The sequence below is a fragment of the Pseudomonas umsongensis genome, assembly GCF_002236105.1.
GTDB lineage: Bacteria > Pseudomonadota > Gammaproteobacteria > Pseudomonadales > Pseudomonadaceae > Aquipseudomonas > Aquipseudomonas umsongensis.
Map to the genome: position 1 here is coordinate 247,856 of NZ_NIWU01000008.1, position 21,917 is coordinate 269,772.

At 62.0% G+C, this 21,917-nt stretch carries 18 protein-coding genes; 6 read left to right on the forward strand and 12 right to left on the reverse strand.

The annotated features are described in order from the left end of the window. Positions 1–25: 25 nt before the first annotated feature. Entirely contained in the window at positions 26–760 is a 735-nt protein-coding gene (locus PSUM_RS28260; protein WP_083349545.1) for a thioesterase II family protein, read from the reverse strand. Between the two features lie 120 nt (positions 761–880). Further along, positions 881–2,077, reverse strand: a complete 1,197-nt coding sequence (locus tag PSUM_RS28265; RefSeq protein WP_020795708.1) for an MFS transporter — start codon at positions 2,075–2,077, stop codon at positions 881–883. Between the two features lie 259 nt (positions 2,078–2,336). Here PSUM_RS28265 and PSUM_RS28270 point away from each other — a divergent pair, with 259 nt between their 5' ends. Together PSUM_RS28270 and PSUM_RS28275 are read left to right on the forward strand one after the other, a co-directional pair. Beyond that, positions 2,337–4,163: a glycoside hydrolase family 15 protein gene (locus PSUM_RS28270; protein WP_083349546.1), complete on the forward strand. Its 1,827-nt coding sequence runs from the start codon at positions 2,337–2,339 to the stop codon at positions 4,161–4,163. A 237-nt stretch (positions 4,164–4,400) separates the two neighbouring features. Next, positions 4,401–4,790, forward strand: a complete 390-nt coding sequence (locus tag PSUM_RS28275; RefSeq protein ID WP_033042971.1) for a hypothetical protein — start codon at positions 4,401–4,403, stop codon at positions 4,788–4,790. A gap of 12 nt (positions 4,791–4,802) precedes the next feature. On the opposite strand, the gene PSUM_RS28280 is transcribed toward PSUM_RS28275, so the two are convergent. Continuing rightward, positions 4,803–5,786, reverse strand: coding sequence for a GlxA family transcriptional regulator (locus PSUM_RS28280; protein WP_033042973.1), 984 nt, complete (start codon positions 5,784–5,786; stop codon positions 4,803–4,805). Between the two features lie 89 nt (positions 5,787–5,875). On the opposite strand from PSUM_RS28280, the gene inhA reads away from it, so the two are divergent. Further along, positions 5,876–6,556, forward strand: a complete 681-nt coding sequence (inhA, locus tag PSUM_RS28285) for an isonitrile hydratase (RefSeq protein ID WP_083349547.1) — start codon at positions 5,876–5,878, stop codon at positions 6,554–6,556. 261 nt (positions 6,557–6,817) lie between these two features. Here the strand turns inward: inhA and PSUM_RS28290 are convergent, their stop codons facing one another. After that, complete coding sequence (locus PSUM_RS28290; RefSeq protein WP_033042975.1) at positions 6,818–7,306, reverse strand: SRPBCC family protein; 489 nt, start codon at positions 7,304–7,306, stop codon at positions 6,818–6,820. A 146-nt stretch (positions 7,307–7,452) separates the two neighbouring features. Between PSUM_RS28290 and PSUM_RS28295 the strand changes: the two genes are divergently transcribed. Further along, complete coding sequence (locus tag PSUM_RS28295; protein ID WP_020795716.1) at positions 7,453–7,854, forward strand: lysozyme inhibitor LprI family protein; 402 nt, start codon at positions 7,453–7,455, stop codon at positions 7,852–7,854. A 119-nt stretch (positions 7,855–7,973) separates the two neighbouring features. Here PSUM_RS28295 and peaD read toward each other — a convergent pair whose 3' ends face one another. The 4 genes from peaD to peaA form a co-directional block, all read right to left on the reverse strand. After that, entirely contained in the window at positions 7,974–9,092 is a 1,119-nt protein-coding gene (gene peaD, locus PSUM_RS28300; RefSeq protein WP_020795717.1) for a quinohemoprotein amine dehydrogenase subunit beta, read from the reverse strand. 24 nt (positions 9,093–9,116) lie between these two features. Further along, positions 9,117–9,440, reverse strand: a complete 324-nt coding sequence (gene qhpC, locus PSUM_RS28305) for a quinohemoprotein amine dehydrogenase subunit gamma (protein WP_007971075.1) — start codon at positions 9,438–9,440, stop codon at positions 9,117–9,119. 1 nt (position 9,441) lies between these two features. Next, positions 9,442–10,872, reverse strand: coding sequence for a quinohemoprotein amine dehydrogenase maturation protein (gene peaB / locus PSUM_RS28310; protein WP_083349548.1), 1,431 nt, complete (start codon positions 10,870–10,872; stop codon positions 9,442–9,444). An 82-nt stretch (positions 10,873–10,954) separates the two neighbouring features. Then, positions 10,955–12,535 (reverse strand): quinohemoprotein amine dehydrogenase subunit alpha, encoded by a 1,581-nt coding sequence (gene peaA, locus PSUM_RS28315; RefSeq protein WP_083349549.1) that lies wholly within the window; start codon positions 12,533–12,535, stop codon positions 10,955–10,957. A 500-nt stretch (positions 12,536–13,035) separates the two neighbouring features. Here peaA and PSUM_RS28320 point away from each other — a divergent pair, with 500 nt between their 5' ends. Beyond that, positions 13,036–14,526, forward strand: coding sequence for an aldehyde dehydrogenase family protein (locus PSUM_RS28320; RefSeq protein ID WP_020795720.1), 1,491 nt, complete (start codon positions 13,036–13,038; stop codon positions 14,524–14,526). A gap of 116 nt (positions 14,527–14,642) precedes the next feature. Here the strand turns inward: PSUM_RS28320 and qhpG are convergent, their stop codons facing one another. Genes qhpG through PSUM_RS28340 form a run of 4 tightly spaced genes read right to left on the reverse strand, consistent with a single transcriptional unit; the run spans position 14,643 to position 20,246 of the window. Further along, on the reverse strand, positions 14,643–15,944 hold the full coding sequence (gene qhpG, locus PSUM_RS28325; protein WP_020795721.1) for a flavin-dependent monooxygenase QhpG: 1,302 nt from the start codon (positions 15,942–15,944) through the stop codon (positions 14,643–14,645). Beyond that, a complete protein-coding gene (gene qhpE, locus PSUM_RS28330) occupies positions 15,941–16,618 on the reverse strand; it encodes a subtilisin-like serine protease QhpE (protein ID WP_083349550.1) in 678 nt (225 codons plus the stop codon). The genes qhpG and qhpE overlap by 4 nt, the downstream gene beginning before the upstream one ends. Before the next feature lie 5 nt (positions 16,619–16,623). Then, entirely contained in the window at positions 16,624–18,342 is a 1,719-nt protein-coding gene (locus PSUM_RS28335; protein WP_083349551.1) for an ABC transporter ATP-binding protein, read from the reverse strand. Then, complete coding sequence (locus PSUM_RS28340) at positions 18,342–20,246, reverse strand: sigma-54-dependent Fis family transcriptional regulator (protein ID WP_083349552.1); 1,905 nt, start codon at positions 20,244–20,246, stop codon at positions 18,342–18,344. Before PSUM_RS28340 ends, PSUM_RS28335 begins: the two co-directional genes overlap by 1 nt. A 426-nt stretch (positions 20,247–20,672) precedes the next feature. On the opposite strand from PSUM_RS28340, the gene sorA reads away from it, so the two are divergent. After that, on the forward strand, positions 20,673–21,914 hold the full coding sequence (sorA, locus tag PSUM_RS28345; protein ID WP_083349553.1) for a SorA family sulfite dehydrogenase catalytic subunit: 1,242 nt from the start codon (positions 20,673–20,675) through the stop codon (positions 21,912–21,914). Positions 21,915–21,917: the final 3 nt, after the last annotated feature.

The window sequence follows — 21,917 nt, forward strand, 5'->3', positions numbered from 1 at the left end:
GAATGGGGTGAAGTTTGAGATGGGGTTAACCCACGGCGGCCATGGCATGCCGCCGATGATGAACCTCGAGCTGATCCTTGATCACCTTGAGCACCTTGGCTTCATGCTCATGGATAAAGAAATGCCCACCCGCGAGCATGTCCACGGAAAAGCTGCCGTGGGTTTCGTTGCGCCAGCCGATCAACTGCTCGCTGGTGGCGCGGTCGGCCTTACCACCGAGTACGTGCACCGGGCAGTTGAGCAACGGCCGTTGCAGCGGCTCGTAGCGCCCGCACAATTGGAAGTCGGCGCGCAGGATCGGCAGTGTCAGGCTCATCAGCTCCTGGTTGGCCAGCACTTCTTCGCGGGTACCGTTGAGTGTGCGCAGTTGCTCGATCAATTCGGCATCGGTCTTGGGCTCGGCAAAGCCACGGTCGTAATCGGCACGCAGGGTCGGCGCAGCCGTGCCCGAGGCAAACAGCGCAACCGGTTCCGGGCAGCCGAGCGAGCGAAATACATAGGCCATTTCACACGCAAGCAACGCGCCGAGGCTATGGCCGAACAAGGCATATGGCGCCTTGAGGATGGCTTTTTGTTCCTGCGCCAGTTGCAGCGCCAGAGGGCGCATGTCGGTATGCAAGGGTTCGCCGAAGCGCGCCCCCCGCCCCGGCAGCTCCACCGGTTGCAACTTGATCCACTCCGGCAGCTTGCGCCGCCAGCGGCTATAGACCATGGCGCTCGCGCCCGAATAGGGCAGGCACAGCAATGTCAGCGGGGTCACCGGGCTTTCCTCGAAAGTTGTCTGTAAGAAAACGGACGAGCGCCCCGGGGAATTAGTCGGATGCCCCCCTGTAGGAGCGAGCATGCTCGCGACGGAGGAGCAAGCACCCCGGGGTGTCAGTTAGCCAGCGTTTTCGTTGAGGTCCATCGCGAGCATGCTCGCTCCTACAATCGCGGAACCGAGGACGACAACCCCCGCCGCAATCGCCAGCCAAAATCCGCTGCGCGCCCCGAACGCATCCACCATCCACCCCGACCCCGCCGCACCGATCGCCACGCCGATGCTCAACCCGGTCACCAGCCAGGTCAGGCCTTCAGTGAGTTTGGCCGGCGGCACGATCTGCTCCACCAGAGCCATGGCGACAATCAGGGTCGGCGCAAAAAACAGCCCGGCGACAAACACCGCCAGCGACAACCCGAGAATGTTCACCGCCAGCAGCAACGGCAATGTCGTTACCGCCGTCGCAACGCCGCAATAAAGAAACAGGCGCGGCAGCGGCACTGTCGAACGTAACGCGCCGAACGCCAATCCGGCCAGGCACGAACCGATCGCATACACCGACAACACGATACTCGCCGCGGCCGGCTGGCCCTGCTGTTGGGCAAAGGCCACGCTGACCACATCCACCACCCCAACGATAATGCCCATGGCGACCATCAGTAGCATCAACCACTGAATCTCGCGGGAGCGAATGATCGAGCCTTTATGGTGTTCCTCATGGGCATGCACTGGCGGCTCGGTGCTGCGTTGCAACACGAAAGCCGTAACCCCGATCGCCAGCATCAGCAAGGCCGCCAACGGCCCGGCCTCGGGGAACGCCACCACGCATAACCCCACCGACAGCGGTGGCCCGACGATAAAGCAGACTTCGTCCAGCACCGACTCCAGGGCATAGGCCGTTTGCAGTTGCGGCTGGCCGCGATACAACTCGGTCCAACGCGCCCGGACCATCGCCGACATGCTCGGCATGCAGCCGGCGATCGCGGCGAACACAAACAACGTCCAGTTCGGCGCCTGCAAACGGGTGCAGAGCAATACCAGCAACAATGCGCCGCCCCCGATCAGCGCCGATACCGGCAGGATCCGGCGCTGGCCGAACCGATCCACCAGCCGCGACACCTGCGGCGCACAAAATGCCGTGGCCAGGGCAAAGGTCGCCGCCACCGCCCCGGCCAGGCCATAGCCGCCCTGCAACTGCGACAGCATGGTGATCAGGCCGATGCCGGTCATGGAAATCGGCATGCGCGCGATCATCCCGGCCAGCACGAAAGCTCGGGCGCCGGGGGCATTGAACAGTTCGCGGTAGGGGTTTGCCATGGGGGCCAGCCTCGATTAGGGCCTGCAAGTTGCCACAAGGCTGGTAGCTGGGAAAGGGCCGAATTGTTGGTTGAATGTGAAGCCCCCTTCGCGAGCAGGCTCGCTCCCACATTTGACCTGTGCACACCGTCCATTGTGGGAGCGGGCTTGCTCGCGAAGGGGCCGGCAAAGCCACCTCACTGCTCCAGACTAATGAACTCTCCACCGCTCAAACCAGTCAGCTATTAAGGTCCTCGATGTAACCCGGAGCCCCGCGCCAATGCCCGACCATCACCCCGAACGACAAAGCCCCATCGACGCCCACGGCATCATCGGCGACATGCGCAGCGCCGCGCTGGTCAATGACAAGGGCAGCGTGGATTTTTTCTGCTGGCCGGAATTCGACAGCCCGTCTATTTTCTGTTCGCTGCTGGACACGCCCGAGGCCGGTATTTTCCAGCTGTCCCCGGACTTGCCGGATGCTCGCCGCGAGCAAATCTACCTGCCCGATACCAACGTGCTGCAAACCCGCTGGCTCAGTGATCAAGCCGTAGTGGAAATCACCGACCTGTTGCCGATCGGCGACACCGAAGACAACCTGCCACTGCTGATGCGTCGGGTTCGGGTGGTCAGCGGCCAAGCGACGTTTCACCTGCACTGCGCCGTGCGCCACGACTACGCGCGAGCCCACACCCTCGCCCGCCTGGATCAACAGGACGTAATCTTCGAAGCCACCGACCAGCCGTCCCTGCGCCTGGCGGCGGATCAGCCATTGCGCATTGACGGGCAGGCAGCCGTCGCCGATTTCACCCTCAAGCAGGACCAGACCGCGGAGTTCCTGCTGGGTGCCGTTGACGATCCGCGCTTCAAGGAAGGGGCGACAACGCTATGCCTGGAACGCACGCTGAAGTTCTGGCGCGACTGGATCGGCCTCTCCAACTACCGCGGCCGCTGGCGGGAAATGGTCAACCGCTCGGCCCTGGCGATGAAGCTTTTGACCTCGCGCAAACACGGCGCGATCCTCGCCGCGGCGACCTTTGGCCTACCTGAAACCCTCGGCGGAGAACGCAACTGGGATTACCGCTACACCTGGATCCGCGACGCATCCTTCACCGTCTATGCCTTCATGCGCCTGGGCTTCACCGAAGAGGCCAACGCCTATATGCGCTGGTTGCGCGGGCGGGTCAGCGACTGTCGCGGCAAACCGATGAAACTCAATATCCTGTATGGCATCGACGGCCGACAGGAACTGCCGGAAATCGAACTCTCGCACCTGTCCGGCCACGGCGGCGCCACTCCCGTGCGCATCGGCAACCTGGCGTATGCGCAGGTCCAGCTGGATATCTTCGGCGAACTGCTGGACGCGGTGTACCTGGTCAACAAATACGGCGAAGCCATTTCCCACGAAGGCTGGAAGCACACCGTGGAAGTCGTCGATCAAGTGTGCGAAACCTGGCAGCAGGAGGACGTCGGCATCTGGGAAATGCGCGGCGAACAGCACCACTTCCTGCACTCGCGACTGATGTGCTGGGTCGCCTTGGACCGGGCGATCCGTCTCGCCTCGAAACGCTCGTTGCCCGCGCCATTCGCCCGCTGGGACCAGACACGCCAGGATATCTACACAGACATCTGGCAAAACTTCTGGAACGACGAACGCGGGCACTTCGTGCAGCACATCGGCGGCACCGGTCTCGACGGCGCGATGCTGCTGATGCCGCTGGTGCGTTTCGTCAGCGCCAAGGACCCGCGCTGGCTCGCGACCCTTGAGGCCATCGAGAAAAACCTGGTGCGCGACGGCATGGTCTACCGCTACCACAATGACGATCAACACATCGACGGCCTGCCCGGCACCGAAGGCGCATTCGCCGCCTGTTCATTCTGGTACATCGAATGCCTGGCCCGGGCCGGCCACGTGGAAAAGGCCCATCTGGAGTTCGAGCAACTGTTGCGCTACGCCAACCCGCTGGGACTGTACGCCGAAGAATTCGACAGCCGGGGACGGCACATGGGCAACACGCCACAGGCCCTGACGCACCTGGCGTTGATCAGCGCGGCGTGTTTTCTGGATCGCAAGCTCAGCGGCGAGAAGGGTTTTTGGCAGCCTTGAATACTACCTGTAGGAGCCAGACATGCCGGTAAAGGCGTCCTTGAAATTGCTTTCGCCGGCAAGCCTGGCTCCTACAGATCCGACGTCCGGCAACGGTTTTGTGTAGGCCGGCGTCCGACATTTTTTAAACAAAACACCCGGAAATACCTTGTTGCCAGGCGCTACAACCCCACCTAACATCCCCAATCAACGGGCACAGCGGAGCTGTCCAACAAAACCCGAATTCAAGGAAAAAGAATGTCCCAACGCATCCACCGCAGCATCGACCTCCCCCTTCGAACCGGCCTGAACCGAAACGAACTGTGGGAAGCCCACGACAAGGGCCTGATCAAATGCTGGGAAGTCGGCCGCCAGCGCGCTGCCCGCTTCCCCGACCTCGCCCAGCAATGCCTGGCCGGCGAACTGCCAGTGCTGGGCTGGAAAGGTGGCGTCAATCGCAGCCTGAAGAAGCTGGAGAAATACGGCTCCCTCAAATACCTCGCCCAATGGCAGGGCTTGCGCGGGGAAGATCTGGATGTGGATCTGGGCGAAGAGCGCGTGCTGACCTGTTCACGCACGAAAATGGTCGTGATGTTTACACCGGATCGGACCAAGTATTTCAACCAGATAGCGGAAACGAATGAGTGATCAAGCTGACACTCAAGGCACTACTGGATCTGCTGCGGCACTGACCGAAAACCGCTCGCGATAAGCCTGCGGAGTCACCCCGATGGCCCGCAGAAAACTGCGGCGCAGGGTTTCTTCGCTGCCGAATCCGCATTGCACGGCCACCCGCTTGATGGGCACGCCGGTATCGCTGAGCAGGCGTCGTGCGGTTTCGACGCGGATCTGTTCGATGGCCCGGGCCGGGGTTTGGCCGGTGTCGGCGCGGTAGTGGCGCACGAAGCTGCGTTCGCTCATGCCGGCCTGGTTGGCCAGGGTTGGAATGCCCAGGTCCTTGCTGAGGTTTTCGCTGATCCAGGCATGAAGTTCGTCGAAACGATTGCCTTCTTTCTGCAAAGACAAGGTCACGCTGAATTGCGATTGGCCGCCAGGGCGTTTCAGGAACACCACCAATTGCCGGGCGACGTCCAGGGCCATGGTCCGGCCAAGGTCGGCTTCGACCATCGCCAACGCCAGGTCGATACCGGCGGTGACGCCGGCCGAGGTCCAGACCGGGCCGTCATTGATAAAGATCGGATTGGGCTCGACCTGCAGGCGTGGGTGTTGTTGCGCCAACTGTTCGCAACGGGTCCAGTGGGTGACCACGCGCCGGCCATCGAGCCAGCCGCTGGCCGCCAGCAAAAACGCCCCGGTGCACACCGATGCCACTCGCCGGCACTTTGCCGCGTGTTCGCGTACCCAACTGACCAGTGAAGGGTCTTGTGCCGCCGCATAGACGCCCCAGCCGCCGGCGATGATCAAGGTGTCGCTGCCCTGCTCGGGTAAAGGCTCGGCCAGCAACGCCAGGCCCGCCGACGACATTACCGCCCCGCCGCCACCGGTTATCACCGTCGGCGCATAAGGGGGCGGTGAGCCTTGCTGGCGGGCGATGTCATTGGCGGACGCGAACACCTGCAACGGCCCGGTGACATCAAGCACTTGCACATTGGCGAAGGCGAGCACATGAACGGTTTTCGACATGCTGGCGTAATTCGTGGGGTGATTGGCGGATACGCCAAATCCTAGCCCCCTACAGTAAAGGCGTCCACCCACTTCAGGAGAAATACACCATGACCTTGCAGATCGGTTTTCTGTTGTTTCCACAGGTGCAGCAACTCGACCTTACCGGCCCGTACGACGTTCTGGCGTCTCTACCGGATGTGAAGGTGCATCTGATCTGGAAGGACCTGATGCCCATCACCGCCAGCACCGGACTGATGCTCAAACCGACCGTTACCTTTGACGACTGCCCGGCGCTGGATGTGATTTGCGTACCCGGTGGCAGCGGGGTCGGGCCGTTGATGGAGGATGAGCCAACCCTGGCGTTCATCAAGGCCCAGGCCGCCAACGCACGGTATGTGACGTCGGTTTGCACCGGGGCGCTGGTGCTCGGTGCGGCGGGGCTGCTCAAGGGCAAGCGCGCCACCACCCACTGGGCGTATCACGAGTTGCTGACGCCACTGGGAGCGATTGCGGTGGCGGATCGGGTGGTGCGCGACGGTAATCTGCTGACCGGCGGGGGAATAACCGCAGGCATTGATTTTGCCCTGACCCTGGCGGCAGAGCTGTTCGATCAGGACACCGCCGAGCTGGTGCAACTGCAGCTGGAATATGCCCCTGCGCCGCCATTCCAGGCGGGTAGCCCGCAAACGGCGCCCGCGCGCGTACTGGCGCAAGCTCGCCAACGGGCCGCCGGGTCATTGAAACTGCGAGCGCAAATCACCGAGCGGGCGGCGGCGAAACTCGGCTGACAAGGAAATCCTGGCTGCGAGAACTGCGGTTCGAGCAGCCAGGTTTTTCTGACGCCCATAAAAAAACCCGCCGAAGCGGGTTCTTCCAAGACCATTACAACTCCCTGTCGTCAGCATTCCTTGCCAATGGCCGATCATCCATGATCCTGAGAGCACTCCCTGTACCTCAGTGGATGGGGCTAGAATACGCATCGGATCCAATATGTAACAGACGACATAGTTGTAACCGCGTGTAAGACATTCGCTATAGCTGTACTGCCATCACTCACTCCCACGCTCGCGGGCCTTGGCGTTTTCGGCGAGGAATTGTTCGAGTCGGCTCAATTGCTCTTCCCAGCCACGGCTGTCCATGTAATACGCCTCCTTCTGGCGTACGTCGGGAATGTGAGCGAAACCTGATTCGGACACCTTGAGCAAGGTGCCGTCTTCATAATCCTGCAGTTCGAATTTGACCAGCGTGGTGGGCTCCTGGGAGTAGTCGATCCTGGGATTGACCGCGTAGGGGTGCCAGCGAAAGGAAAACAATTGCTGGGGCTCGACCCGCTCGACCAGCACGTTCCACAACACATGTTCATAACCGGGATACGTAACCTGCCCCTGCGTCCACTCGCCGGCGATGAACCGCCTGCCTTCGAGCGCAACGCCAAACCATTGACCGAACGCCTCGGCATCGACCAAGGCACGCCATACATGGGCGCGGGGCGACTTGAGCATGATTTTGCGTTCAAAACTATTGGGTACTGGTTTCATACGTCACCTCCTGTAATGAACAACAGTAGGCCTCTAAGACCACAAGTCCAGCCCGAAAGTTGTATCCATCCGCTGTCAGTTGTCGAAATCGTCGTCTTTGCATCGCTACACTGGCGCAAATTCCCCTGTCACAGCGAGCCTCCTGCATGTACTCACGCTTTCTTCTGGCACTCACACCTTTGCTGTTCACTCCCCTGGCCCAGGCCCTGGACTGCGATAACGCCAGCGACCAGGCCACGATGAACCAGTGTGCAGCGCAGCAGCATGCCTCGGCTGACAAGGAGTTGAATGCGCTTTACCAGCAGATCACCACACGTTTGAAGGGTAACCCCGACAGCAAGAAGCTGCTGGTGGGCGCACAACGTTCGTGGATTGCGTTTCGCGATGCCGAGTGCAAGTTTTCGGCTTCCGGGGTGGAGGGTGGGAGTGTTTATCCGCTGATCTACAGCAATTGCGTGACCGAATCGACCAAGGCGCGGGTGGAGACGTTCAAGACTTACCTGAAGTGCCAGGAGGGGGATTTGGGGTGTCCGGTGCCGGGGGTTTGAACTTATGGTGAAGCTGAAGGCCTCTTCGCGAGCAGGCTCGCTCCCACATTTTGATCGCGTTCCTACTGAAAGAACTCGGTCAACTGTGGGAGCGAGCCTGCTCGCGAAGGCGTCGGCAATTACCGCACAAAAATCTGCGCCGTGGTGATCGCCATATCCCCACCCGGCAACTTGATCTTGCCCACCTGCTTCAAGCTGTCGGCATCGAAAATCGCCACATCGTTGAACGTCCCGGCCAGATAGATCTTGCTGCCTTCCTTGTTGAAGGAAATGCAGTAGTAGGAGTGATCAAGCGTCGCCGCCTGGAGCATCTTCTTTTCCTTGATGTCGTACTTGGCCAAGCGGTTGAGCACGCCAAACATCAGGTTCGGGTCTTTGGGCGAGCGCATGCCGCTGAAGTAGATTTCCGTCAGGGGCCCGAAGTCGGTGGTTTCGGTCTTGCCGGTCTTCAGGTCGACACTGAACAGGCCGTACAGGTATTCGGCGGTGGCCGGGTCCTGCTTCTTGTCCTTGAATTTCGCCGCGGTGTAGAGCAGCGAGAAATCATGCCGGTAGGTTTGCTGGTTCCACACGTAGAGCACGTCGGGCGCACTGTAGTTCGGGCGTTTCCAGTGACGGCTGGGGATCAACACGTCGAACTTGCCGGTTTGCACATTGACCTTGTAGACATCCGCCCCGGCGACGTACAGCGTGCCGTCGTCACCGCTCTGCATGATGGTGAGCTGGCGCGGCGCAGGGAAACTGCGCACAGGCTTGGCGTCCATGCCGGCGTCAGTCTTGTACACGTCGAGCCGGGGCTGCTGCACTTCGTAGCGATCGTTCATCATCAGCGTCGGGTTGGCGATGGTGTACAGCTCCTTGCCGTCATGGCTGACGGTGAAGGCAAACATAGATTTGGCTTTCTCCCCGGGTTTCTGGGTGATGCTGGCGTGGAACACCTGCTTGCAGCTGTCCAGCTCGACGCCATAGACATCCGCATAGTGATTGTTCAGCACATAGGCGGTCTTGCGATCAGGCGACAGCTGCACGGTGCCGGGACCGAAGGCGTCCGGCATCTTGCAGGTCTTGTACAAGGTGTCGGTGGCCAGGTCGATCAGGTGCAGGTTGTTCGGGTAGTTGGTGGTCACCATGTACTCGTGACCGTCTTGCAATGCGGTGTTTTCATCGGCCAGGACACTGAGCGCGCAGGTGCTCAGGAGGGCGAAAGCGGCCAGGCCGCAGGCGTTGATGCTGTGCATGCTGGAATCCTTCTTATTATCTGATCACTTGTCTTTCGGGAAGACAGTGCCGAGGTTGCGCCAGTTTTCGTTGGACGCCTGGGCATCCTTGTTCCAGTCCGGGTAGGTGCTCATCATGTCCGGCACCTGGGCCGGCCACCAGCACGGGTCGGAACAGCCATACAGGTCGGCTTCCATCGGCTGGCAGAGCGACGACACACCGCCAAACGCATCGATTTCCCAGCCCGGGTCGGTGGTCGACGCACAGCCCGCCACGGAGCTCATCGCCACCACTTCTTCAATGCGGTTTTCATCCGCGGCCTGATCCAGCTTCAACGCTTTGTTATTGATTGCCTTGAGATGTTTCATATCAGTGAGCCTTGCGCGGAGTGATGTAGCTGCTGATGAACGCAGGGTTGTTAGCCATGATCCGGGTGTAGACCTCGATGCCGAAGTCGACCCAGTCACGCATCAGTTCGCAGTAGTGATAAGTCGGGTGCGTCGGGTCGCCATAACGGGCGTAGCTCTCGTGGTAGCAGCCGCCGGAGCACAGGTTGCGGATCTGACAGTCTTCGCAACCGGTATTGGTGCGATCCAGGCGCTGGGACAGGAAGTCGTTCAACTCCACCTGTTTCACGCCGCTATGCACGTTGCCGAAGGTCGGCAGACTAGAACCGGTAAAGCGGTGGCACAGGTTCAGTTCGCCCTTGTGATCCACCGCCAGCATCTTCAGGCCCGCGCCGCACGGCAGGGCTTTTTTGTGACCTTCGTGGATGTCGGTGATCAGCTGGTGCAGGTTGGAGAAACCGATGTTGCGGTGCTCCAGCGCTGCCTCCAGATACCGCCGGCCGAGCTTCTTCATGCTGGCGAAGACTTCGATCAGCTCGTCGCTGGTCAGGTTGAAGGTGCTGATATCGCCGGACGTCACCGGAGCAAAGCCTACTTCAGCAAACCCTAGTTCATTGAACAGGTGATCCCAGATGGTTTCGACGTCGGTAACGCCGGTGGTCAGGGTCACCCGCGCGCCCACCGGACGGCTGTTGTAGCGCGACAGCAGCATTTCGGCCTTGCGCCGTACCACGTCGTAGGTGCCCTGCCCGCCCACGGTGATGCGGTTGCGGTCGTGCACGGTTTTCGGCCCATCGATGCTCACTGACAAGCCAAAGCGGTGGGCATTGAGGTAGTCCACGGTCTCTTCGGTGAGCAGCGTGGCGTTGGTGGTCATGACGAACTCGACGAACTTGCCGGCTTCGCGAAAACGTTTCTCGCAGTAGTCGACCATGTACTCGATCAGCTTGCGGTTGCTCAGCGGCTCGCCGCCGAAGAACACCACGGTGAAACGCTCTTCATCCGGCGATTCGCGCAACAGCATTTCCACCGACGCGATGGCGGTCTCGACGTCCATTTTCTTGCCGGCCGACGGCTTGTCGAGGTCTTCCTTGTAGCAGTAGGTGCAGCTCAGGTTGCAGCCGGTGTTGACGTTGAGTACCACGGTATTGATCGCCGTGCGCTCGACCCGTTTGGTGGCGATGTCCGGCGTCAGTGGCGAGCCGTCGCTGACCAGTTCCAGGGCCATCAGCTCACGCAGGGTCTCGGTGATCTCCTCGCCATTGAAACGCGCGGCAAGACGCTGGATCAGGTCGTCCGAAGTACAACCCGGACCGCGCAGGGTATCGATGATGGTGCCCGTCAGTTCATCGCTGGCGAACAGCGAACTGCTGGGGATGTGAAACAGCATGCGGTCGGCATCGACCTGCACTTCGTGCAGGTTACGTTCGACCAGATTCAAGATAGCGCCCATTGCAAACCTCCTGTGCAGACCCCGCGTGGCGGGGCGTGCGGTCATTCCGAAAAGTGTCTGAATCGCTGTCGATCAGCACCACTCATGGAATGGGTGGATTGTTCCAGCGTTGCACGGTCACGATCATGTGGCCTTCGCCGGTCAGGGAGGTCCCTGCGTCGTCGACGGCGGCGATCACCTTGAGGTTGCCGGCATTGTTGGTGGACATCTTGCGGGCCGGGTTCGGCCCGGCATCGCCCGGGGTGAACACACCGGTGTCGGCCTGCATGGTGCCGGCGAACTTGACGTCTTCGTCTTCCCTGGCGCGGTCGTCGAAGGCTTCGACCTTCCACTGCGCCGGGAATACGCCGATGCGATACGGCTTGCCATCGGCGCCCTTGCCCCAGGCTTCGGCGTCGAAACGGCCCTGGACTTTCGGCGTCGAACCACCGCCGTCGCCGATCCGCGCCACTGAGAACTCGGGCACCACCTTGACCTGGTCGATCTTGCTGTAGACCGACAGGCTCGGGCCCATGAGCGTACCAACGGTGACCGCGCGCAGCCCCGGTTGCGCATTGGCGGCGGCCTTGAGCTTGACCTTGATCCGCTGCGGGCTCTGCTCGATGACTTCGAGCACTTCCACGCCTTTGCCGAAGTTCGGCTTGCCGTCCAGGCCGCTGCCGATCAGGGTGACTTCGCTTTCGCTGCCGGCCTTCACATAGCCCGGCTGCACCGCCAGCAAACGCTGGGAACCCTGCTTGGCCGCGACGAAATCCAGGCCGCGCTCGTCGTGCTCGGCCTCGAACATCCGGCCCTGCATGGCGTTGCCCTGGACGGCGAACACCTGGCGCATGGTCACGCCATCGATACTGACGTTGCCGCGCCATTCGTAGCCGGTATAGAGAATCGCGCTGCCGTCACCGTTGAACGACGTGCCGTCGGCGTATTGGCCTTTGACGCTGACCTTGAAGGTATCACTGCCATCGGCGGTCACGCTCATCACACCGGCCAATTCGCCTTTGCCCGGCAAGTGACCGCTGAAGCTCCAGTCACCCACCAGGGCTTCGGCTTTTGGCGCGGCGCTCTGCCATTTTTTCCAGGCCGGGTTGTCCAGCGGATAACGCTTGGCCAGCAGCGGCACCATCTCTTTGCGCGCCAGGTCGAACCAGTCGCGGTCGCGCGACAGTGCCTGGTACTCCAGGGACGGCCATTGGCCAAGGTGGAAGTTCACCAGGCGTTCCCACTCCTGGGCCGGACGCCGTTGCAGGGCCACCCGCGCACCGGAGTGGCAGCGGCCGCACATCTGGCTGGTTTGGTCGTCGAACTGCTCGACCGTGTTGAGCCGACGCTCCAGGGCATAACGCACGCCGTCGGTCTCGCTCGGCGCCAGGCCCTGTGTGTCGGCCAGGTACTTGACCAGGGTGCGGCGATCTTCATCGCTGATCTGCAAACCGTGCATGGTCTGCATGCGCGCAATGCTCATCAGCCAGCCTTCCGGCGTCTTGCGCTGGTGGCTGATGCGGCTCAGGGCGTTATCGGCTTCGGGGGTATGACAGCCCTGACAGGTTTCCTTGAGGATGGTCTGGGCATCGCGGGCTGCCAGGCTGTGAGGCGAATGCAGGGCCACGCAAGCTGCGATGGCCAGCAGACTGGCGCTCATGCCTGAACGGAGTTTTCTCTTCATCAACGTCGAACCTCGCACGGTGCTTTCTTATTTTTGTGGCTTATCGTTTTTTGGGTTTCTGCCGCCGGCGGCAAGCCGCTGACGGTGGCAGGAGAAACGTCTGCGATGAGCGATACACGGAGCGTGCCAGCTTGTGAATCGTGTTTTTTATCAATTGCTTAGGTTAAATACAGGGTGATTGACGACTGCTAAACCTGACGTCCCGCGTCTAATATCGCGACATCTGTTGCACTCTGAGACAAGCATAGGATCAAGATCAAAAGATCGCAGCCTGCGGCAGCTCCTACACGGGAATCGGCATACACCTGTAGGAGCTGCCGCAGGCTGCGATCTTTTGATCTTCGCATGTCTCACTGCGTCGCAATTTGCGACGTCAGCTCACCTCCTTTTCATTGGTCAATAACCCGCAAGCCCCACCAAATCGATGTTTCACCCAAATAAACACAACTGGCACAGCCATTGCGAAAGACCTCGCCACACGAACAAGACGAGGTTTCATCATGTCGCTTCCCAACCTGCTTCCCGCCACTTCGGCATTTATCCAGCGCGCCCCGCGCATGCTCATCGGTGGCGACTGGGTCGAGGCCGCCGACGGCCAGACCATGCCCCTGCACAACCCCGCCACCGGCGAAGTGCTGTGTGTAGTGCCACGGGCCACACCGGAAGACGTCGACCGCGCCGTCCTCGCCGCCCGCCAGGCGTTCGATGATTCGGCCTGGACCCGCACTCGCCCACGGGAGAGGCAGAATCTGTTGTGGAAACTGGCCGACCTGATGCAGCGCGATGCCGAGCTCCTGGCGCAGCTGGAATGCCTGAACAACGGCAAAAGCGCGGCGGTGGCGCAAGTGATGGACGTGCAGTTGGCCATCGATTTCCTGCGCTACATGGCCGGTTGGGCGACCAAGATCGAAGGCTCCACGGTCGACGTGTCGGCGCCGCTGATGCCCAACGACCAGTTCCACAGTTTCATCCGCCGCGAAGCGGTGGGCGTGGTCGGCGCCATCGTCGCCTGGAACTTCCCGCTGTTGCTGGCCTGCTGGAAACTCGGCCCGGCCCTGGCCACCGGCTGCACCGTGGTGCTCAAACCCGCCGACGAAACCCCGCTCACCGCGCTGAAGCTCGCCGAGCTTGTGCTCGAGGCGGGTTACCCCGAGGGCGTGTTCAACGTGGTCACCGGCACCGGCATCACCGCAGGCTCCGCGCTGACTCACAACCCGTTGGTGGACAAGCTGACCTTCACCGGCTCCACCGCCGTGGGCAAGCAGATCGGCAAGATCGCCATGGATTCCATGACCCGGGTGACCCTGGAGCTGGGCGGCAAGTCGCCAACGATCGTGATGGCCGATGCCGACCTGAAAACCGCCGCAGCCGGTGCCGCCAGCGCGATCTTCTTCAACCAGGGCCAGGTCTGCTGCGCAGGCTCGCGTCTGTATGTGCAGCGCAAGCATTTTGACAATGTGGTGGCGGACATCAGCGATATCGCCAACGCCATGAAACTGGGTAACGGCCTGGACCCGAGCGTGGAAATGGGGCCGTTGATCTCGGCACGGCAACAGGCGCGGGTCTACGGCTACATAGAAAAGGGCCGTGAAAGCGGCGCGACCATCGCCTGCGGTGGCGAGCAGTTCGGGCCGGGCTTTTTCGTCAAGCCGACGGTGATCGTCGACGTCGATCAAAAGCATTCGCTGGTGCAGGAGGAAATCTTCGGCCCGGTACTGGTGGCGATTCCCTTCGATGACGAAGCCGATGCCCTGCGCATGGCCAATGACAGCCCTTATGGGTTGGGCGCGAGCATCTGGTCCAATGACCTGGCGGCGGTGCACCGGATGATCCCACGGATCAAGTCCGGTTCAGTGTGGGTCAACTGCCACAGCGCCCTGGACCCGGCGCTGCCCTTTGGTGGCTACAAGATGTCGGGGGTGGGGCGAGAGATGGGGTATGCGGCGATCGAGCATTACACCGAGTTGAAGTCGGTGTTGATCAAGCTCTGACCCACTGATCGTTCCCACGCGCAGCAAAGGAATGCATCCTGTGACGCTCTGCGTCACCTCCAGAAGCGGAACGCGGAGCGTCCCTGGCGGCATTCCCACGCAGAGCGTGGGAACGATCAGTGCGCTGGTTTGAAACCCTGAGCCAACAACCAACTCCTGACCATCCTCCCCTGCTCTACAGTCAATCCAGCCAGCGCTTGTTCGGCAGGCTCGGTCCGCAACTGCCGCACCAACGGCGCCAACTCCACCCCCTGCACATGCCAGATCCCCAACGGTTGATCCGCCGTGATCACCACCTCGGCCTCATCGACAAACCCGTTACGCAGCACCGGCGCCCGCTCGATCCGCAGTGCATTGAAATCCGCCTCGGCATGGGCCACCTCGGCATCCGGCCAGTGCCGCCGCGCCTGCCAGAACGGCTGATCGACCCAACGCTGTTCATCGGCATAAAAATCCCGACCTATCCGCGCAAACCGGAGAAACAGCTGCTCCACCCGCTGTTGATGAAAACGCCGGGCCAGCGCCGCTCGTTCGGGTTTGCGCAACAAGGTGTTGATCACCGTCGGCGCCTGCAACGCAGAGGACAGGGATTGGAAGATGCCGTTGCCCGACAACGGGTCGACCGCCATCGCCGCATCACCGACCCGAATCCAATTGTCGCCGCACACCTGCGGGCTGAGAATCGCCGTGCTGCTGCGAGCATGCAACTGCAAATCAACCTCGGGGTCGGCAGCGAAAAACGCCTGGGCGAGCGACGATGCCTGGCGCCGCTGTCGACAGTACTCGAGCAGTTGTGCCTTGCCCGGCAGAGCGGCGCTGGCCACATCCACCGTCCATTGCCAATAACACTGGCCGTCGGCCCGCCGCGCCATCCATGCCCAGCCATCCTCAAGGCTTTCCACGGCGCTGGCGGTGTTGCCCGGCGTGCCCTGCCAGCGATTGAGCAGGCTGACCGTCTCCGGCCCGCGCAAGCCTTTGCCCAGGGCGGGCGCCTGGCGGCCACGGGCTTCCACCAGAAAGTCCGCAATCACTGCCTGGCCACCGTCAATCTCGATTCGATGACCACTGGCGACTGCCTGGACCGCTAACACCCGACCCTCGATCAGCTCAACACCGGCCAGGCGCAAGGCTTCGCGCAGGCCGCAGTCAAAGGTCGGACGGTCGAGCAGGAACTCGACGTTCTGCGCGTGCTGCTGGCCGTTCCAGTTCACCTGCCGTTGAGAGGGCAACGTCGCCTGCGCCAGCGCCTGTTGCAGTCCGGCGCCGCGCAACGCCTCCAGCACCCGCTGGGAAACACCTTCAAGGGCGGAAAAACGCCGCCATTCGCTGACCAGCGTAACGGCATACCCCAGTCGTCGCAGCCCCAGTGCTACTGCCGCGCCCGCGGGCCCGGCGCCCAGGATGACGATCGCGGTCATGGCCCGATACGCCGTTCAGGGCCACGGTAACGGGCGTTGTGGCGCAGATATTCGACGACCTGTTCATTGCTGGCGTCGGGATTCGCCACCAGGAATGCCGCAATGTGCCCGCTCAACGCCGCGCAACCGAGACTGGCGCCGGACTGCCCCGGATAAGTACCGTGCACGCACGCGCCGAAATCCGCCTGGGCACTGTCGAGCCATGACCATTCGAGTTCGGCGCAGCGCGCATCGCCGGTCACCCGCAGCACCTGTGGATAATTCGCCGGAAACACCCCTTCACCCTGGGCCGGGCTGGACGCGCACAGCAATACGCCCTGGCCCACCGCCAATGCGCAAGCAGCCCGCAACAGGTTGCGATCCTGGCGCAAACCCAGGCTCAGATTGATCAAGCGCACGTCCTGCGCCACCAGCCAGTCGATGGCCGTGGCGATCTGCAAGGCGCTGGTCACCCCGCGTCGGTCGAATACTTGCGCCACGCAAAACAGTGCCGAGGGTGCACGCCGGCCGATGGCTTCGATCACAGCGCTGCCATGGCCCAACGGATCATCACGCAAGTCGCTTTCGCTCAGCCCGTCTTCCACCAGGGAAAAACGCCGCCCGGCGACGACCTGCACCCGTTGCGCGGTCGAGTGACCGCTGTCCACCACACCAATTCGCAGCTCAGGTTTCATAAGGCTCAGGCTTCATGCAACAGCGTTTTCGACACCAGTACGCCGTCGAGCAATTCAAAGCGCAAATCGGCATCGGCCAGGGTCGAAGGACGATGGCTGATCAGGATGCGCGTGCGCCCGGCAAACAGGCGGTCGATGGCTTCGATCACTTCGCGCTCGGTGGCTTCGTCCACCGCCGAAGTGGCCTCGTCGAGCACCAGGATCAGTGGGTCCTGCAACAGGGCGCGGGCAATGGCAATGCGTTGTTTCTGCCCACCGGACAACTGCTGGCCGCGCTCCCCCAACGGACTGTCGAGGCCTTCGGGCAAGGTTGCGATCAGGCTGTCGAGTTGCGCCAGCCGCGCGACGTCGGCGATCGCTTCACGGCTGGCGTCGGGCACGGCGTAGGCCAGGTTGTCGGCCAGGCTGCCGCGAAACAGCACGATGTCCTGGCTGACCACGGCAATGCGCCGGCGCAACTCGAACAGGTCGAGTTCGCGCACATCCACGTCCCCCAGCAGCACCCGCCCGGACTGCGGGTCGTGGTGGCGTTGCAGCAGGTCGATCAGGGTCGATTTGCCAACCCCGGAGCCGCCGCTCAGGGCGACTTTCAAACCGTAGGGAATCCGCGCCTCGATGCCTCGCAGGGTGGTCGGGCGACCGGGATGACTGAAGTACACGTCATCGAAGCGCAACTCGCCAGAACCCGGCATCGGTTTCGGTGTTTCGGGGGTGAGTACGGTGGCTTCCTCGCCGCGCAACTCCATCACCCGCCCGAGGCTGACGGTCATGCGCTGAATCGCCACATAAAGCCCCAGCAGACTCTGGACCGGCCCGACGGCCATGCCCAGGTAAGTGGAAAACGCGATCAATGCGCCCAATTGCCAAGTGCCCTGCACGACCCAATACCCGCCAATCAGGAACGCACAGGCGCGCGACAGCGAGGTCAGCGTGCCCGGCACGGCCTGGGTGAAAAACTCGGTGACCTGCAGGCGCAGCAACTGGCTCATGTAGCCCTGGCCCAGGCTCTCCAGTCGTCGCGCCTCGCGCTGTTGCTGGCCGGCAGACTGGATGAACTTCATCACCGGCAGCGTCTCGACCATGAACGAGGACATGTCCGCCGAGCGCTCACGCAACTGCCGCACATCGCGCTCGACCTTGCGCCGCATCCAGCGCAGCCACAGCACGTCGAGGGGAATCAGCACCAGCGCCAGCAGCGACAGTTTCCACGACAGCGTCAGCAGCATGGCCACGGCCACCACCAGGCCGATCACGCTGGACACCGCCGAGAATAATGAATCCACGGCAAAGCGCTGGATCTCCGCCACGTCGCCATCGAGACGCGACATCAGGTCACCGATGCGCCGCTGGCCGTAGAAGCTCGGTGACAGGGTCTGCAAATGCCGATACAGGTCATCGCGCAGGGCGAACAGCATGCGCCCGGACAAGCGCGTGTGCAGGTAACGATTGATCCCCGACAACGCCGTACCCAGCAATCCCGCGACGATCATCAACCCGGCGATCAACACCAGCATCGGGAAATTGCGCGCCAGCAGGCCATCGTCGATCAGCAACTTGGTCAGCCACGGCTGCACCAGCACCAACGCCGAGGCACAAACCGACAGGCCCAGCAGCCCGGCAATCGCCAGACGGTGCGGGCGCACAAAGCTGTATAGCCAGCGTAATGCGGCTTGCAGGGCCTCGGGGTTCTGGCTGTCGATCAGCCGCACGATCAGGCGCTGCATCACGGGCGCAGCTGCTTGAGCTTGCGATACAAAGTCGCGCGGCTGATGCCCAGGGCGTCGGCAGCGGCCGAGACGTTGCCCTGGTGGCTGTCCAGGGACTGGCGGATCATCTCCAGTTGGTTTTCCCGGATACTGCCGGCCTGGGGTCGTTCGCCGGCGTTGAGGTCGTCGAGCATGCTGTCCGGCAAGTGATCGAGGGTGAGCACGGTCTCCCCCGGTTCGCGCATGGCCAGCGCGGTACGCAGGACCATCTCCAGCTGGCGGATGTTGCCCGGCCAGTGATAACCCTCGAGCAAGCGGTTCAAGTCGTCGTGCAGGACTACGTTCGGCGCATCGAGCCTGGCCAGCAGTCGGCCGACCAGCGCGCTGAAATCCTCGCGCTCGCGCAGCGCCGGGAGCATCACGCTGATGCCGTTGACCCGGTAGAACAGGTCCTCGCGAAAGTGCTTGTCCTGCACCAGGCGCTTGAGGTCGCGGTGGGTCGCGCAGATCAGCGCGACGTCGATGTCCTGCTCTTCGCCGGCGCCCAGTGGCGCGACCTTGCGGTCCTGCAGTACGCGCAGCAGGCGGGCCTGCAAGGCCAGCGGCATGTCGCCGATTTCATCGAGGAACAAGGTGCCGCCGTGAGCCTGTTGCAGTCGTCCGACCATGCCGCCGCGACGCGATCCGGTGAACGCGCCCTCGCGGTAGCCGAACAGTTCCGACTCGATCAGGCCTTCGGGGATCGCCGCGCAGTTGACCGCGACGAAGGGTTTGTCGCAGCGGCTACCGGCCATGTGCAGGGCGCGGGCAATGACTTCCTTGCCGGTGCCGGTTTCCCCCAGGAGCAATACCGGCAACTGGTTGGCCAGGCCTTGTCGGGCCATGCGCAGGGCACGGGCATAGCGGGCATTGCTGCCGGCCAGGGATTCCAGGTCCGGTTGCGCCTTGGCGGTTTTGGCGACGCTGCGTGGCGGGTTACCGACGTTGATCGAACGTTGCGGCGCGCGCAGGGTTTTGTAGAAGAATTCGCCTTTGGCGGTCTGCAGGCTGCCGACGCCGCCCTGGTGCAGACGTGCCAGCAATTGCAGGCCATCGACGCCAAGAAACTCTTCGCAGCGCCGACCGACCAGCACTGAACGTTCGGCATGCAACAACTGACAGGCCTGTGCGCTGACCGCAAGGATCTGCCCACCCAGGCTTACCGCCAGCAGGCCCTGCCATGGCGACTCGAGGTACTGCCGGCGACTGTGGAACGCCAGGACGATTTCGTCCGGATAGCTTGCGTTGAAGACGCGGCTCTCGATCTGGCTGACGGCCATGGCCAGCAGCGCGGTGCTGTCATGGGCGCGGCCCAGCGGGCCTTCGCGGGTCAGGTCGAGGACGCCGAGGATGTCGCCCTGGGGGCAATGGATTGGCACCGACGTGCAGGAAAAGTCACTGAGGCGATCCAGGTAATGTTCGCCGCAATCGATCAGGGTTGGTCGGGCTTCGACCAGTGCCGTGCCCAGGGCGTTGGTGCCACGCGCGGCTTCGCTCCAGCAGGCGCCGAGGGTGATGTCTTGCAGGCCACTGCCCTTGAGGCGGTCGGCGCGACCTTCGACGGCAAGGATGGTGGCGTCGGAGTTGGCGAGGATGATCAGCCCTTCCTTGCCTTGGCGTTCGGCCAGATAATCGATCGCCGGTAACGCTGCATCGATCAACAGGCGATTGCTCGCCAGCAATACGTCGACGCTGGCACTCGATTCCAGCGCCAGCTCATGCTTGGCATTGAAATGCACGCCATGGCTGAGGCTGCGCCGCCAGGAAGCATCGATTTCCGCGCGCAGGACGCCATCCGGGACTTCGCCTTCCAGATGCAGTTTTTCCCGGGCCAGCCGGGCTTCGCGGTGAAGTTTGGGGGAGTTTGTTTTTATTAGCGTCATCAAGCGCTCCGGGTCGTCCGCCCTTGCGCCTTCATACGTCGGCGCCCTGGAGCAATCTTTACGTTAACGTAAGGGCGATGGCAAGTGCCGCATGGCGCTTGTGTTCCGGCAGGTGGATCGGGGCATCGTTCTTCGCTGGCAATCCAACTCCCACAGGCTCGCGTCGCTCCCAAGTTTATGACTCAACTCGGTCACTGTGGGAGCGGGCTTGCCCGCGATAGCCATGGAGCAGACACCGAAAGACTCAGCGCTGCCAAACTGTCATCGATTGCTAACTCCCTGACGCCCAATGAGAAGCAGACAACCTGCGCGTGACGATACTGGTTTGCTCATCGAACAGTGACGCGACACGTCTAGCCCGATACCTCTGAGCCCTGACGGGGGTTGTCGGTTGCATCTCAGAAAAACAATCAAAGAGAGCGCAGAATGAAATTCAGTTTTCTCGATAACAGCAAGCTCACCCGCCGACGCGTTCTACGCGATGCTGTCACCCTGGCTTTGGCCGCTTCACCCTTGGCAAGCATTGCCAGGGCAACCGGCGAAACCGCCGAAGAAGTGACCTTCGCGGCGGGTCCACGGCCGCTGGTGCAATACCCGCAAAAACGGCCGTTGACCCTGGTGACCACTCGCCCACCGCACCTGGAGACGCCTTTCGCAGTCTTCAACGAAGGGCCGATCACGCCCAATGACGCGTTTTTCGTGCGTTATCACCTGGCCAATTTCCCCACCAGCATCGATCCGGATACGTACCGTCTGACCGTCAAGGGTGCGGTCGACACTCCGCTGTCACTGTCCCTGGCAGAGCTCAAGGCTCTGGCGCAGCCGGTAGAAGTGGTGGCCGTCAATCAGTGCTCGGGGAACAGCCGAGGTTTCTCGATGCCGCGCGTATTTGGTGCTCAGTTGGGCAATGGTTCGATGGGCAATGCACGCTGGATAGGGGTGCCGCTCAAGGCCGTATTGAAAAAGGCCGGAGTGAAAAACGATGCCAGGCAAGTGACGTTCCGCGGCCTCGACAAGCCTGTGTTGCCAAGCACGCCGGAGTTCATCAAGGCACTGGACATCAGCCATGCCATGGACGGTGAACCCATGATCGCCTGGTCGATGAACGGCACCGACCTGCCCTTCCTCAACGGTTACCCGATACGTTTGGTAGTGCCCGGCTATTTCGGCACGTACTGGGTCAAGCACCTGAGCGAGATCGAAGTGCTCGACCATGTTTACGACGGCTTCTTCATGGCTAAAGGTTATCGAGTCCCGGATAACGATTGTTTCTGCATCGCCCCCGGCACCACGCCGACGCAAACCCGGCCGATCTCCAAGCTACCGGTGCGCAGCTTCATCACCAGCGTTAAGCAGGGCGATGTGTTGCCGTTGAATAAAAGCGTGGTGCTCAAGGGCATTGCGTTCGATGGCGGTGCCGGGGTCAACAAGGTGGAAATATCCATCGACGGCGGAAAAGTCTGGCGTGAAGCCACCCTCGGGCAGGACCTTGGCCGTTTCTCTTTCCGCGAGTGGACGCTGGCAATCACCTTCACCAGCAAGGGCGCCACGCAGTTGATGGTACGAGCCAGCAACAGCGCGGGCGAGACGCAACCGCTGCAAGCCGACTGGAACCCTGCCGGTTACCGCCGCCACGTCATCGAAACCAGCCACGTGACCGTCGCTTGAGGA